We start from the raw sequence: 13,221 nt of genomic DNA, 5'->3' as shown, positions 1-13,221 counted from the left end.
GAAAACAGATGCGCAGTCGACCCCTGCCTACCGTCCTGTCCACCATCGCGGCCGCAGCGGCGGCGCTCGTCCTGGCCGGCTGCGCCGGTGCGCCGGATCGGGAGGCGGCCGCGGAGCCGGCCGACGACCCGGACTTCCCGGTCGAGGTGGCCTCCTGTGGCCACACCGCCACGCTCGAAGCCGCGCCCGAGCGCGCCGTCACCCTGAACCAGGGCGCCACGGAAGTGATGCTGGCGCTCGGCCTCGAGGAGCGGATGGCGGGTACGGCGTACCTCGACGACCCCGAGCCGTCGGCCCGCTGGGCGCGGGCCTACGCGTCGGTGCCGGTGATCGCGACGGAGTACCCGACCCGCGAGGAGCTGCTGGCGGCCGAGCCCGACTTCGTGTACGCCTCCTACGTGAGCGCCTTCGACCCGAAGGTCGCGGGCAGCCCCGAGGAGCTCGACGAGCTCGGCATCGGCTCCTACCTCTCGCCCTTCGGGTGCGGCGACGGCGCCGAGCGTCCGGAGCCGTCGTTCGAGGCGGTCTGGACGGAGCTCGGGGCGATCGGCACGGCCTTCGGCGTCGCCGACGCGGCCGAGGCCGTCGTCGAGGAGCAGCAGGAGAGGCTCGCCCAGCTCGGCGAGCGCGCGGCCGGCGACGGCACCACCGTGTTCTGGTACGACTCCGGGGAGAAGACCGCGCTCGCCGGGGTCGGCGGAGGTGGTCCGCACGTGCTGATCGACGCGGTCGGTGCCACGAACATCTTCGCGGACGTCGACGGCGGCTGGAAGGAGGTCAGCTGGGAGAGGGTGATCGCCGCCGATCCGGACGTGATCGCGCTCGCCGACGCCAGCTGGTCCACGGCCGAGGACAAGATCGCCTACCTCGAGGGCGACCCGGTCCTCTCCCGGCTGCGGGCGGTTCAGGAGGAGTCCTACGCCGTGGTGCCCTACTCGCAGTCCACGCCCGGCGTGACGCTCATCGACGGGGCGACCTCGCTCGGCGAGCAGCTGGTCGAGCTGTCCGCGCAGGGGTGAGCTCTCGCGCCCTGGTGGCGCCCGGCGCTGCCGCCGTCACGGCCCTCGTGCTCCTCGTGAGCGTGGCCGTGGCACTCGGCCTGGGTGCCGTCTCGATCCCGGTGAGCGACGTCGTCGCGGTCGTCGCCCGGCGGCTCAACCTCGGGACCTACGACGTGTCGCCGCTCGACGATCAGATCGTGTGGCAGCTGCGGCTGCCGCGCGTGCTCGGCGCGGCCGCGGTCGGTGCGGGTCTGTCGGTCTGCGGCGCGGTGCTCCAGTCGCTGACGCGCAACGACCTGGCCGACCCCTACCTGCTCGGCATCTCCAGCGGCGCGGCGGTCGGCGCGGTGACGGTGATCGTCCTGGGCACCTCGGCGGTCGGCGTCCTGGGCGTCGCCTCTGTCACCGGCGCGGGTCTGCTCGGCGCGCTCGGTGCGCTCGCCGTCGTACTGCTGCTGGCGGCGGGCCCGCGGGGAGAGCTCTCACCCGCGCGCACGGTGCTCGCCGGTGTGCTGGTCGCCCAGGCGTGCGGAGCCTACGTGGCCGCGCTCATCCTGATGAGCGGCGACAGCGACGCCGCCCGCCGTGTGCTGACCTGGACGCTCGGCTCGGTCGCCGGACTGCGCTGGGACTCCGCGCTCCTGCTCGTCGTCGTCGCGGTCCTCGGCACGGTCGCCTTCACGGCGCTGGCCGGCCAGCTCGACGCGTTCGCCTTCGGCGACGTGTCCGCACGGTCGCTCGGCGTCCACGTCGATCGGCTGCGGTGGCTGCTGATGGTGGGCACGGCCCTGGTCACGGCCAGCCTGGTCGCCTACGCCGGGACGATCGGCTTCGTCGGCCTCGTCGTACCCCACCTGGTGCGTGCCGTCACCGGCGCGCTGCATCGGGCGTTGCTGCCGCTCTCGGCGCTGGTCGGCGCGGTGCTGCTCGTGTGGGCCGACACCCTCGCGCGCACGGTCGTCGACGGGCAGGAGATCCCCGTCGGCGTGGTGACGGCGATGGTCGGGACGCCGTTCTTCGCCTGGCTCCTGCGACGCCGGAGGGAGGCCCGATGAGGCTGTCGGTGGACGGGCTGGGCTGGTCGGCCGGCGGGCGACCGGTCCTGGAGGACGTGTCGCTCACGTGCCGGTCGGGCCGGGTCACCGGGCTGCTCGGTCCGAACGGCTCCGGCAAGACGTCCCTGCTCCGGCTGGTCGCCGGGCTCGTGCGCCCCGAGTCCGGAATCGTCCGGCTGGGTGACCGCGACGTGCACCGGATGCGCGTGCGCGAGCGTGGCCGGGTGCTCGCGCTGGTCGAGCAGGAGGCGACCACCGCGCTCGACCTGAGCGTGCGCCAGGTGGTCGAGCTGGGGCGGACGCCGTACCGCTCGCGTCTGGTGGTCGGGGACCCTGAGGGCGCCGAGGCCGTGACCGTCGCGTTGCGGACGGCGCAGGTCGAGGAGCTGGCCGGGCGGGCCTGGCGCACGCTCTCCGGTGGAGAGCGGCAGCGCACGCACCTGGCCCGGGCGCTCGCCCAACAGCCCGAGGTCCTGCTCCTCGACGAGCCGACCAACCACCTCGACCTGCGTCATCAGCTGGACTTCCTGGCGCGGGTCCGGGGACTCGGGCTGACCGTCGTGGCAGCCCTGCACGACCTCGAGCTGGCTGCGGCGTACTGCGACGACCTCGCCGTGCTCGACGGCGGCCGACTGGTCGCGCAGGGCCCGGTCGGGGACGTGCTGACCCCCGGACTCGTCGAGCGGGTGTACGGCGTCGACGTGGCCGTCGAGCGGCACCCGGTGCACGATCGGCTGCACGTGCGGTGGAACGGCGTGGCCTCATGACCGGCGCCGACCCGCTGGTCGTGGTCTGGATGGGCGTCGCCGATCCGGGACCGGGACTCTCCGTGCTCGCGACGCGGTGCGGCGCGTCCGTCGCGCACCTCCAGCTCGGCGAGCCGTCGTTGCGTCGGGAGCTGGATCGGCTCGCGGATGCGGGGGAGCGGCGAGTCGTGCTGGTGGGTGTCTCCTTCGGGGCCGCGCCCGGGAACTCCTGGCTGCGCCGGGTCGCCGCGCACTGGTGGCGAGAGCGGACCGACCCACCCGAGGTGGTGGTCGCGACCGGCCTCCTCGACCACGAGCACGACGAGGTCGCGCCGTTGCTGGCGCGGGCCCGCCCGATCGTCGGCACCGAGGCGGGTCTGGCGTCGTCCGCCTGGGAGGACGTGCCGAGGCATCGCCAGCAGGTCTTCGTGTGTCGCGGCCCGCGCTGCACGGCGCGCGGCGCCGACGAGAGCGCCGCGGTGCTCGGGCGGGCGCTCGCCGCGGCGGGTCTGGGTGACGACGACGTGCTGGTCACCCAGACCGGCTGCCAGTTCCCGTGCAACCACGCGCCGGTGGTCACCGTGCAGCCCGACGACGTCTGGTACGGCGGGGTCGACGCGGCCGCCGCCCGGGCCATCGTGCACGAGCACGTCGTCGGCGGCTCGCCGGTCGCCGGCCATCGGCTCGTCCGCGACCCGGGGGGAGCGGGGCGATGACCGGGCGGCTGCGCCAGGACGTCGGGGCCCTGCGTGGGTTCCTCGAGGCCCGCCTGATGGAGGACCTGACTCGCATCTGGGCCCGCGACGCGGTCGCCGTCGACCCGGAGCGCCGGCCGGGGATGGCCGCGCAGGTCGAGGTGGTCGACGACCTCCTCCGGGTCGTCCGGTCCGGCGGGCTCCCGGCGCGTCGCGAGCTGCGGATCCTGCTCCACGGCTACGGCGGGCACCCCGACTTCGACCCGGCCTGGCAGGCCCTGCTCCGGGACTGGCTCTAGGAGCCTCCTGAACAATCCGCGCGGCTACGCGACGGCCGGTGGAGCGTTGGCTGCGTTCGCCTCGGTCGAAGTGACCCGCCACGCCTTCCCTCGGCCGCCTTGCCACCGCACGCACCGGCCGCCGCTCGCGCTCGCCCGTCTTGTTCAGCAGACTCCTAGGGGCGCCGGCCGGTGACGACGTACTGGAGCTGCACGTCGTGGCCGGGTGCGACGCCGTGAGCGCGGTCGAGCTCCAGCACCTCCTGCAGCGGGGAGACGGTGACGTCGAGGAGGCCGCCGCGGCGCAGCGCCTCGGCCGTCTCCTCGATGCTCGTGGCGTCGGCCAGCGGCAGCGCGGCGTCCGGCCGGTCGCCGTACAGGCTGCCCAGACCGTCGGTGAACCAGGTGCTGTCGACCATCGCCACGACGCCGCCGGGGCGGAGCAGGCGGACCCAGTTCGCGACCGCCGCGTCCGGGTCGCGCAGCGTCCACATCACGTAGCGGCCGACCACGGCGTCGAAGCTGCCGGCCGGGAAGTCCGGTGCGACGGCGTCGCCGGCGAGGATCCGCGGTGGGTTGTCGAGCCCGGCCGCGTGGGTGCGCGCCAGGTCGAGCATGCCGCCGGCCAGGTCGATGCCGGTGACCCGGTGTCCGAGCCCGGCGAGCAGGCACGCGACGTGGCCGCTGCCGGTGCCGACGTCGAGGACCTCCGCCGGCGCCGCCGGGAGGGCCGAGGCCCAGACCCGGCCCCAGGCCTCGCGGTCGAGGTCGCGCCGCTCGGGGCGCTGCTGGTAGGCGTCGTACGACGGCGCCCGGTCGGTCCAGTAGTCGTTGATGGTGTCCTGGAGTCGCTGGTCGGTGGGCTGGCTCATGCGGTGGCGTCCTCCTCGACGCGGGTGAACGGGTGGAAGAGCAGGTGGAGCTGGTCGTCGGCCTCGACGCGCTCGATGCCGATGCCGTAGACGGGCTCGAGCATCTCGGGCACGAGCACGTCGTTCGCCGGGCCGGCGGCGGCGATCCCGCCCCGGCCGAGCAGCACGAGGTCGTCGCAGTAGCGGGCGGCGAGGTTGAGGTCGTGCAGCACGACGACGACCGTGCGGTGCAGGTCGTGGGCGAGGCCGGCGACCAGGCCCAGCACCTCGTGCTGGTAGCGGATGTCGAGATGGTTGGTCGGCTCGTCGAGCAGGAGGTGGGTGGCCTGCTGGGTGAGCGCCCGCGCGATCAGCACCCGCTGGCGCTCCCCGCCGGAGAGCCCGCTGAAGGGCCGCGCGGCGAGGTGGGAGGCACCGACCCGGGCCAGGGCCTGCGTGGCGGCGGCGTGGTCGTCGGGCCCGCTGCGCTGGAACGCCGAGAGGTGCGGGCCCCGGCCGAGCAGCACGGTCTCGGCGACGGTCATGGAGCTCTCGCCGCCGGCCTCCTGGACCACCACGGCGAGCCGCCGCGCGGCCTCGCGCGGCGGCAGTGCGTGCAGCTCGTCACCGTCGACGCTCACCGAGCCGGTGGGGCTGCGCAGCGCGCCGTACAGGATGCGGAGCAGCGTGGTCTTGCCGCTGCCGTTGGGCCCGATCAACCCCAGCACCCGGCCGTGCGGCGCGGCCAGCGACACCGCGCGCAGCACCTCGGACCGGCCGTAGGACCACGACAGCCGCTCGGCGCCGATCACGTGCCCGACCCGAACCGCTCCACGATCCGCTCGAGCCCCTCGACCGAGAGCGGGGTGGGCGGCTCGGTGAAGTTGAAGAGCTGGGCCATCACGTCGCCGTTGCGGACCGCGGTCAGCTGCCCGGCACCGGGCAGGCCCGCGATCGAGTCCTCCACCTTGGCCGGGTCACCCTCGCTGTGCAGCAGGATCAGCACGTCGGGGTCGCGGCCGAGCAGCTCCTCGAGCGTGACCTCGAAGACGCGCTGGTCGACGTCGCCGAAGGCGTTCTCGAAGCCCGCGGCCTCGAGCTGCGGGTGCGCCATGCTCTTCGTGCCGTAGGCGTAGGTCGTGCCGCCGCCGACGGTCGGGTAGAGCACCGCCGCCGTCCGCCCGTCGGCGGCGCCGACCTCGGCCCCGACCTCGGCGAGGTCCTCCTCCAGGTCGGCGATGGCCGCGCGCGCCTCGGTCTCGCGGCCGAACACCTTCCCGTAGATCTCGAGCTGGGCGTAGACGTCGTCGAAGCCGGGCTCGTCGACGCCCTGCTCGCAGAGCGCCGGCTCCTCGATCAGGGGGATGCCGACCGCGTCGAGCGTCGCCCGGGAGAGGTTGTCGACCTCGCCCAGCACCAGGTCGGGCTCCTCGCTGATCACGATCTCCTTGGAGATCTGCAGGTGGCCGCTGCTGTCCAGCTCGTCGGTCAGCAGGGGGATCCGGTCGAGCTCGGCGAGGGTCTCCTCGTCGTAGTACGCCGAGGGGTACTGGCCCGCCCGGGCGGTCACGCGGTCGAGCACGCCGAGCTCGTGGAGGAACGGCACCGACGAGCTCTTCAGCAGCACGACGCGCTCGGGCGCCTTGTCGAAGGTCACCTCGGCGCCGCAGTTCTCGATCGTCACCGGGTAGGAGCCGGTGGCCGCGGAGGTGGGCTCCCGGTCGTCGTCCTCGGAGCCGCAGGCGGTCAGCCCGCCGGCGAGCACCAGGCTCGCGGCGACCAGGCGACGGGTCGGGCGAGAGGGACGGGACGGCGACGTGGTGGGCACGGGGCTCCTTCGGGGTGGTGGACGGGGCTGGTCGCTACGCGTTGGCGGCGTGGAGACGGCGGATGAGCACGAGCAGGAAGGGGGCGCCGACGAGCGAGGTGATGATCCCGATCGGGATCTCCTGCGGGGCGAAGAGCGTGCGCGCGAGGACGTCGGCCCAGATCAACAGGATCGCTCCCATCAGGGCCGCGACGGCGACGGCGCGCACGTGCGTCCCGCCGACGGCCCGGCGGGCGAGGTGCGGGACCACGAGGCCGACGAAGCCGATGCTGCCCGAGGCCGACACGACCACGCCCACGCACAGCGCCACGACGACCAGCAGCTGGAGCCGGAGGCGATCGGGCCGGACGCCGAGGGTGTGGGCGGTCTCGTCGCCGATCGCCAGGGCGTCGAGGCGGCGCCCCCAGAGCGTCAGCAGGGCGACGGAGAGGAGCACGACCACGGTCACGATGGCGAACGGGACGTTCCACTGGGCCAGCGCCAGCGAGCCGAGCAGCCAGAACATCACCGAGCGTGCTCCCTCGGCGGAGCCGGAGGCGAAGATCAGGAAGCTGGTCAGGGCGTACAGGGCGTAGCCCACGGCCACGCCGGCGAGCAGCAGCCGGATCGAGGTGACCCGGCCGGCGCTCCGCGCCACGAGGAACACCAGGATCGAGGCGGCGAGGGCGCCGAGGAACGCCGTGGCCTGCAGGGCGTACTCCGCGAAGCCGGCGCCGAAGCCGAAGAGGATCGCGGCCGCCGCGCCGCTGGAGGCGCCCGAGTTGACCCCGAGCAGGTAGGGGTCGGCGAGCACGTTGCGCACCATCGCCTGCAGCGCGACGCCGCAGATCGCCAGGCCGGCGCCGACCAGCGCGCCGAGCAGCACCCGGGGGAGCCGGACCTGCCAGACGATCGCGTCGGCCGGCGCGCTCCAGGTCTGCTCGGCCGGCCAGCCGACGAGATGGTGGGTGATCACCTGGGCGACGGTGCCCGCCGGCACGGAGTAGGCGCCGACGCCCACCCCGGCCACGATCGTCGCCAGCAGCCCGAGGCTCAGCCCGACCAGCCAGGCCGTCGTACGCCGCCGCATCGCCCGTAGCCCCAGGACGTCGGCCGCGGCCTCCCGCGCCCGCGTCTCCGGCGCGACGGCGGTGTCGACACCCACCACGACCTCCTCCGCTTCGACGTTATTGCGAGTAATGCGCAACAACACGACCTTAGCGAGAGGAATCGGGGACCGGCCGACCGGGGTCGCCCCCCAGAGGTGACTGAGGTGCGAGGGCCGCGTGGGGGTGGTGGTTTCGAGGCTCCTCGCTGGCGCTCGTCGCACCTCAACCACCGTGGGGATGCCGGTGGTTGAGGTGTGAAGGCGCGCTAGCGCCTGAGCCTCGAAACCACCTCCTGGGACCCGCCCGGGGCTAGTCGATGTAGTCCTCGCGGCGCAGCCAGCGCAGCGCCCAGCCGCCGTAGACGGGCGGCAGGTACGACGTGGCGAGCCGCTGGGTGACGGCGATCGCGAACGCCGGGCCGCTGTCGACGCCGACCGCGACCAGGCCCGCGGCGATCGCGGCCTCGCCGACGCCGACGTTGCCGGGCACCGGGACGATGCTGGCGAAGAGCGCGGCCGCGGCGGTGACGAAGAGGACGGTGCCGTAGGGCAGGGACGGCTGCAGCCCCTCGACCATGCAGGACATCGCGACCGCGGTGATCATCAGCGAGGCCAGGTTGGTGCCGAAGAGGCCGAGCGCCCGGGCCGGGCTGTCGGTGACGACCCGGAGCGACGTCCACGCGCTGCGCACGGCGGTCACCAGGTGCCGGCGCAGCTTCGGGATGACCGACACCGCGATCGCCGAGAGCACGACCGCCACGACGATGAAGACGATGATCCGGTCGAGGTTGTCGGGGCCGGCGAGGTCGACGTCGGGGATGTGCTTGGCCAGCAGCAGGGCGACCAGCACGACCACGACGTTCACGACGGCCCCGGCGAAGGAGTCGAGCGCGCTGGCGGTCACGGCGGTCGCCGGGCCCTCGCCGAAGCGGCGGAGGAACGAGGTGTAGAGCGCGACCCGGCCGAGGGTGGCGGAGATCGCGAGGCCGACGGTCTTCACGGCGTACTGCAGCTGCACGAGCGGCACCAGCGGCAGTCGGGTGCGCACGGTCGTCATCGCGGTCGCGGCGTCGGCGAAGGCCGTGCCCTGCGCGACGACGAACCCGATGGCGACCCAGCTCCAGGTCGCGTTGCGCCAGGTGTCCCAGACGGTGGCCCAGTCGAGCTCGGCGAGCGTGGAGAGCAGGGCGTACGCCGCGAACAGGATCAGCCCGGTCTGCAGCAGGTCACGCCACCGGATCCGGACGATCTCGGCCGGCTCCGGTGGCTCGGTGCCGGTGCGCTCGGCGATCGCCGAGCCGATGGCCGGGAGCGTCGCCTTCAGGCGCTGGCCGCCGAGCGAGCGCGGCATCGCGGCGCGCTGCAGGTAGGGCTGCGCGGCCGCGACCGCCTCGCCGCCGATCCCCGCGACGGCGGCGTCGACCGCACGGGTCGCGCCCACGGCGAGCGCCTGGCTGGTGAGCAGCACGGCGACGTCCCGGGCCCGCTCGGCGTCGTCGGCGGCGACGACGCCGGAGGCGAAGTCGGACAGCACCGGCCGGCCGTCGGTCATCGCGACGTGGCCGAGCGTGAGCTCGCCGTGTGTGAGGCCCGCGTCGTGCAGGCGGGCGACCGCGGCCCAGACCGCGCGCAGCGTCTCGTCGGCGACCTCGACCTCGAGACCGTCGCCGGAGCCCTCGCCGGAGCCGTCGGCGTCCGGACCGCGGGTGCTCGCGAGCGACGGTGCGGGGCGGCCGAGCACGAGCAGGGCGTCGCCGGACGTCTCGGCCGCGGCGACCAGCTCGTCGACGTCGACGCCGGCCCGGTCGGCCAGCACGGTCAGCAGCGCCTCGTGCTCGACCATCTGGAGCCGGGTCGCGCCCGGCGCCGCCTGGTCGCGGTAGAGCAGCGTGCGCCACCAGCGAGCCGCGAGCCGGGCATCGGTGGCGTCGCGCCCGTAGACCTTGATCAGCAGCGGCCGGCCGTCGGTGGCCTCGGCGTACAGGATGCGCGCTCCCCAGGGCTGGCGCTCGGCGAAGCGCAGCCCGGTCACCTCGATGCCGAGGTGCGCGAGGCTCGAGGAGACCTGTCGCAGGTCGGGGTGTCCGGCGGGGGAGCCGACCAGCACCAGCGTGAGACCGGCGGCCGCGATCCCGATCGCCAGCGCCCCCAGCACGTCGGTAGGCCCGGCGATCCCGATCGCCCACGCGGCCAGGCACTGCACGGCCACGACGCCGACGTGGAAGCGGCGCAGCGGGATCACCACGAACGGGCGCAGCACCAGCAGCACCGACGTCACCATCGCGACCCGCAGCGTCGGGAAGCCGTGCGGCGAGCCGCTGCGGACCGGTCCGGGGTCGAACTCGGGCAGGCCGGCGCCGGCGAGGTACGACGCGACCACCGCGCCGCCGATCGCGGCGGCGGCGGCGAGCAGCATCGCGAACGGGAGCAGGCCGCGCCGGGGGACGGTGAGCACGACGATCACCACGACGACCAGCGCGTACACCGAGCCGAGCGCGTAGGCGGCGTCGAACAGCGCGGTCGCCCAGCGCGGCAGGTCCTCGGCGACGCCCCGCACGGCGCTGTCGAGCACCCCGCGATGCGCCGCCGCCCGGGCGGAGCCGAGGGCGATCAGCAGGCCGACGACGGCGAGCGCGACGTCGATGGGCCGGCGCGACCGCGAGCCGGTGCCCGCGACGAAGAACCCGGCGGAGATCCGGTGGCGGGCCGGTGGCGGGGTCGGTGGCGGGGTCGGTGGCGTGGCCGGTGCCGCGCCGGCCGGGGCCGCGGTCACGAGGCCGACTCCTCACGCAGCGCCGTCCGGTGGCCGACCTGCTCGAGCCAGCCGCGCAGCACCCGGTGCAGCGCATCGGCGCCGACGACCATCTCGTCGGGCATCGCGAAGTCGACCGGGTGCACCATCATGCCGCGGTCCTGCCAGCCGCCGAGCCCGCCGTGGCAGGCCACCAGCCCCTCGAACGCCGCCACCTCGTCGAGGTCGTCGATCAGGCTGTTGACGTAGATGTCCGGGGCCTCGGCCATCGTGGCGGCCCGGAGCACGAACTCCGGAGCATGCGACCCGTACGCCGCGAGCGGGTCGTCGCCCACGACCACGCCGTCGCGTACGCGGTGCTCGCCGGACGCCCCGATCGCGACCGGCCCGTGCTCGACGGTGTCGACGACCACGAACCCGACGCCGGGATGGGCGACCAGCCCGGGCACCAGCGACGGGTACCGCTCGGCGAGCTCGTCGGCGGTGAGCCGGTGGTCCTCCCCGGAGACGTACACGAGCCCGAGGTTCCCGGAGCCGAACACGAGGAACTCCTGCTCCTTCTCGGGCTGGCGGGTCTCGAACGTGTCGGCCGTGATCCGGTCGGAGGCGCGGGCGGAGGCCCGCTGCAGGGTCCGGGCGAGCACGGTGTCGTCGCCGGCGCCACCGGCCATCATCGAGTTCAGCGACCCGGCCGCCTCGGCGTTCTCCAGTGAGGCGACCGCGGCCGAGTCGGTGAGGCGGGTGACCAGGCCGGCCAGGTCCTCGCCGTACCGGTCGGCGAAGATCGCGCCCTGCGACTGGCCGTGGTCGGAGAGCACCACGATGTGGTACTTGCGCGGCGCGACGGCCGCGATCGCCTCGATCTGGGCGAGCACGGCGTCGATGCCGGCGAGCGCGTCGAGCGACTCGGGCTGCAGGATGCCGGCATGGTGGGCGACCGCGTCGTAGTCGACGTAGTCGACGTAGATGCTGCGGCGCCCGCGGAGCATCGACTCGGCGACCAGGGTCGTGTTGAGGTCGCGGATCACGCCGGTCAGCGCCGCCCGCTCCATCGCGAAGGACCAGCCGCGGTGCACCCGGGGCCGGATGTCGCGGCGCTTCGCGCGCGCCGCCTGGAACCGCTCGCGTGCGATCTCGCTGATCGCCCGCGACATGCTGCGCGCGAAGCCGGCAGGCCGGCTCAGGTACTCCGAGACGATTCGGCGCGACTCCCGGGTCTGCTGACCGCGCCCGATCGCGCTCATGGTGGCGTACGCCGTGGTCGCGTCGCCGGTGAAGAGGTTGCTCACCGAGACACCGTCGTCGGCCAGCAGGCCGCGCCCGTCGGAGTGCACGGCCTCGATGGCGGCGGCGTCGGCCGGCCGGTTGGCGACGTACACCTTGCCGCTGGGTCGGTCGACCCAGCGGAAGGCCGGGATGCCGTCGATCGTGCCGTGCAGGATGCCCATCTGGCTGGCGGGCGTGGTCGCGGGCAGCTTCGGGCGCCACTCGACGGCCCGGTGCGAGCCACTGCGGAGCCAGCGGGAGAGCGTCGGCAGCGTGCCGGCCCGGACGCACCACTCGAGCACCGGGTAGGGGACGCCGTCGGCCTGGACGAAGACCACGCCGGGCAGGTCGGGGTCCTCGATCGGGTGCCGTCGGCGCCGGGCGCGGCGCAGCAGGGAGGCCGTCACCGCGTCGTCGGTGCCGGCGGTCGCGACCCAGCCGAAGAGGGTGGAGACGGCGGCGACGATCCACGAGGCCACGAGCGCCCAGCCGAGGTCGGCTGCGTCGCCACCGCGCGGGGCGTAGACGACGAGCCAGATCACCAGGGCCTGGCCGAAGAGCCCGACGAGCACCGCGCCGACCCACCCCAGCAGCACCGCGCCCCGCACCAGCAGGAAGCGCAGCACCATGCCGCAGATCGCGATCAGCAGCGCGGTCCAGAGCGCGCCCTCCCAGGAGCCGACGTCGAAGCCGGGCACCAGCCACGACGCGATCCAGAGGCCGAGCGCGGCGCCGACCAGCGCGACCACGGCCCGGCCCAGGTCACCCCAGCGCAGCACGGTCATGACGCGACGCTAGCGGAGCATCGCACCCCTGTGGGGTCCCCCGATTCGTGTGGTCGTGGGCGTGCCCGGGTCGCATGGCAGGCTGCAGCCGTGCAGCACGACGTGGAGATCCTGCCGGCGGACCGGCCCGGCTGCTTCGTGCTCCGGATGTCGGGCATGGACCAGTCGTACGTCGACCTCACCGACCCGACCCGGCTGGTCTTCGAGTACGTGCGCCGGCTCGGCGACGTCGTCGACGTGGTCGCCCCGCCCCGATCGCCGCTGCGCGTGGCGCACGTCGGTGGTGCCGGGCTCACGCTGCCGAGGTACGTCGCCACGACCCGCCCGCACTCGTCCCAGGTGGTGCTCGAGCCCGCGGCCGCGGTGACCGAGCTGGTGCGTCGGGAGCTGCCGCTACCGCGCCGGAGCGGCATCAAGGTGCGTCCGGTCGACGGGCGGGCCGGGGTCGCGACGCTGCGCGACGGCGGCGCCGACCTGGTGGTCGTCGACGCGTTCGCCGACGCCCGGGTGCCCGCGTCGCTGGTCACCGACGCGTTCTTCGCCGACCTGGCGCGGGTGGTCGGATCGACCGGCGTGGTGGCGCTCAACCTCACCGACCGCGCGCCCTTCGGCTGGACCCGCCGAGCCGTCGCCGCGCTCCGCGGCGCCCTCCCGCACGTGCTGCTCACCGCCGAGCCGGCCACCCTGCGGGCCAAGCGGCTCGGCAACCTGGTCGTGGTGGCCTCCCGCGGGGAGGTCCCGCTCGACGCGCTCCGGCAGCGGGCGACCACCGCCGCCGCGCCGTACCGGGTGCTCGACGCCGCCGCCGTGTCGGACTCCTTCGGCGGGGGCACGCCGTTCACCGACGCGGACGCCGAGGCGTCGCCGGCGCCGTGAG

Annotated in this window: 12 protein-coding genes; 6 read left to right on the top strand and 6 right to left on the bottom strand. The window is 74.6% G+C overall.

All coding sequences use genetic code 11. From position 1 onward, the window contains the following. The first annotated feature begins 8 nt into the window (after nt 1–8). From KM427_RS14060 to KM427_RS14040, 5 genes are read left to right on the top strand one after another with little or no spacing between them, the layout of a single operon-like run. Nucleotides 9–1,019 (top strand): ABC transporter substrate-binding protein, encoded by a 1,011-nt coding sequence (locus tag KM427_RS14060; protein WP_215524263.1) that lies wholly within the window; start codon nt 9–11, stop codon nt 1,017–1,019. After that, the gene (locus KM427_RS14055; RefSeq protein WP_425490202.1) at nt 1,016–2,056 is read left to right on the top strand and encodes a FecCD family ABC transporter permease; all 1,041 of its coding nucleotides are present in this window, start codon (nt 1,016–1,018) and stop codon (nt 2,054–2,056) included. The genes KM427_RS14060 and KM427_RS14055 overlap by 4 nt, the downstream gene beginning before the upstream one ends. Next, complete coding sequence (locus KM427_RS14050) at nt 2,053–2,823, top strand: ABC transporter ATP-binding protein (RefSeq protein ID WP_215524262.1); 771 nt, start codon at nt 2,053–2,055, stop codon at nt 2,821–2,823. The genes KM427_RS14055 and KM427_RS14050 overlap by 4 nt, the downstream gene beginning before the upstream one ends. After that, nucleotides 2,820–3,518 (top strand): (2Fe-2S) ferredoxin domain-containing protein, encoded by a 699-nt coding sequence (locus tag KM427_RS14045; protein WP_215524261.1) that lies wholly within the window; start codon nt 2,820–2,822, stop codon nt 3,516–3,518. Before KM427_RS14050 ends, KM427_RS14045 begins: the two co-directional genes overlap by 4 nt. After that, the gene (locus KM427_RS14040; protein ID WP_215524260.1) at nt 3,515–3,796 is read left to right on the top strand and encodes a hypothetical protein; all 282 of its coding nucleotides are present in this window, start codon (nt 3,515–3,517) and stop codon (nt 3,794–3,796) included. Before KM427_RS14045 ends, KM427_RS14040 begins: the two co-directional genes overlap by 4 nt. Before the next feature lie 155 nt (nt 3,797–3,951). Here the strand turns inward: KM427_RS14040 and KM427_RS14035 are convergent, their stop codons facing one another. From KM427_RS14035 to KM427_RS14010, 6 genes are all read right to left on the bottom strand, one after another. Continuing rightward, nucleotides 3,952–4,647 carry a class I SAM-dependent methyltransferase gene (locus KM427_RS14035; RefSeq protein WP_215524259.1) on the bottom strand — a complete coding sequence of 232 codons (696 nt, stop codon included), beginning with the start codon at nt 4,645–4,647 and terminating at the stop codon, nt 3,952–3,954. Continuing rightward, nucleotides 4,644–5,438 carry an ABC transporter ATP-binding protein gene (locus KM427_RS14030; RefSeq protein WP_183594496.1) on the bottom strand — a complete coding sequence of 265 codons (795 nt, stop codon included), beginning with the start codon at nt 5,436–5,438 and terminating at the stop codon, nt 4,644–4,646. The genes KM427_RS14035 and KM427_RS14030 overlap by 4 nt, the downstream gene beginning before the upstream one ends. Continuing rightward, the gene (locus tag KM427_RS14025; protein WP_215524258.1) at nt 5,435–6,454 is read right to left on the bottom strand and encodes an ABC transporter substrate-binding protein; all 1,020 of its coding nucleotides are present in this window, start codon (nt 6,452–6,454) and stop codon (nt 5,435–5,437) included. The genes KM427_RS14030 and KM427_RS14025 overlap by 4 nt, the downstream gene beginning before the upstream one ends. Nucleotides 6,455–6,488: 34 nt before the next feature. After that, nucleotides 6,489–7,598: a FecCD family ABC transporter permease gene (locus KM427_RS14020; protein WP_215524257.1), complete on the bottom strand. Its 1,110-nt coding sequence runs from the start codon at nt 7,596–7,598 to the stop codon at nt 6,489–6,491. A 253-nt stretch (nt 7,599–7,851) separates the two neighbouring features. Further along, nucleotides 7,852–10,314, bottom strand: a complete 2,463-nt coding sequence (locus KM427_RS14015; RefSeq protein WP_183594499.1) for a lysylphosphatidylglycerol synthase domain-containing protein — start codon at nt 10,312–10,314, stop codon at nt 7,852–7,854. After that, nucleotides 10,311–12,344, bottom strand: coding sequence for a phage holin family protein (locus tag KM427_RS14010; RefSeq protein ID WP_215524256.1), 2,034 nt, complete (start codon nt 12,342–12,344; stop codon nt 10,311–10,313). Before KM427_RS14010 ends, KM427_RS14015 begins: the two co-directional genes overlap by 4 nt. A gap of 90 nt (nt 12,345–12,434) precedes the next feature. On the opposite strand from KM427_RS14010, the gene KM427_RS14005 reads away from it, so the two are divergent. Then, nucleotides 12,435–13,220 carry a spermidine synthase gene (locus KM427_RS14005; RefSeq protein WP_252274485.1) on the top strand — a complete coding sequence of 262 codons (786 nt, stop codon included), beginning with the start codon at nt 12,435–12,437 and terminating at the stop codon, nt 13,218–13,220. The last annotated feature ends 1 nt before the right edge of the window (nt 13,221 follow it).

Source organism: Nocardioides sp. LMS-CY (assembly GCF_018732145.1).
In the GTDB taxonomy this organism is placed as follows: domain Bacteria; phylum Actinomycetota; class Actinomycetes; order Propionibacteriales; family Nocardioidaceae; genus Nocardioides; species Nocardioides soli.
Note: the sequence above shows the minus strand (reverse complement) of the source record. Positions and strands in the feature narration are given on the sequence as shown.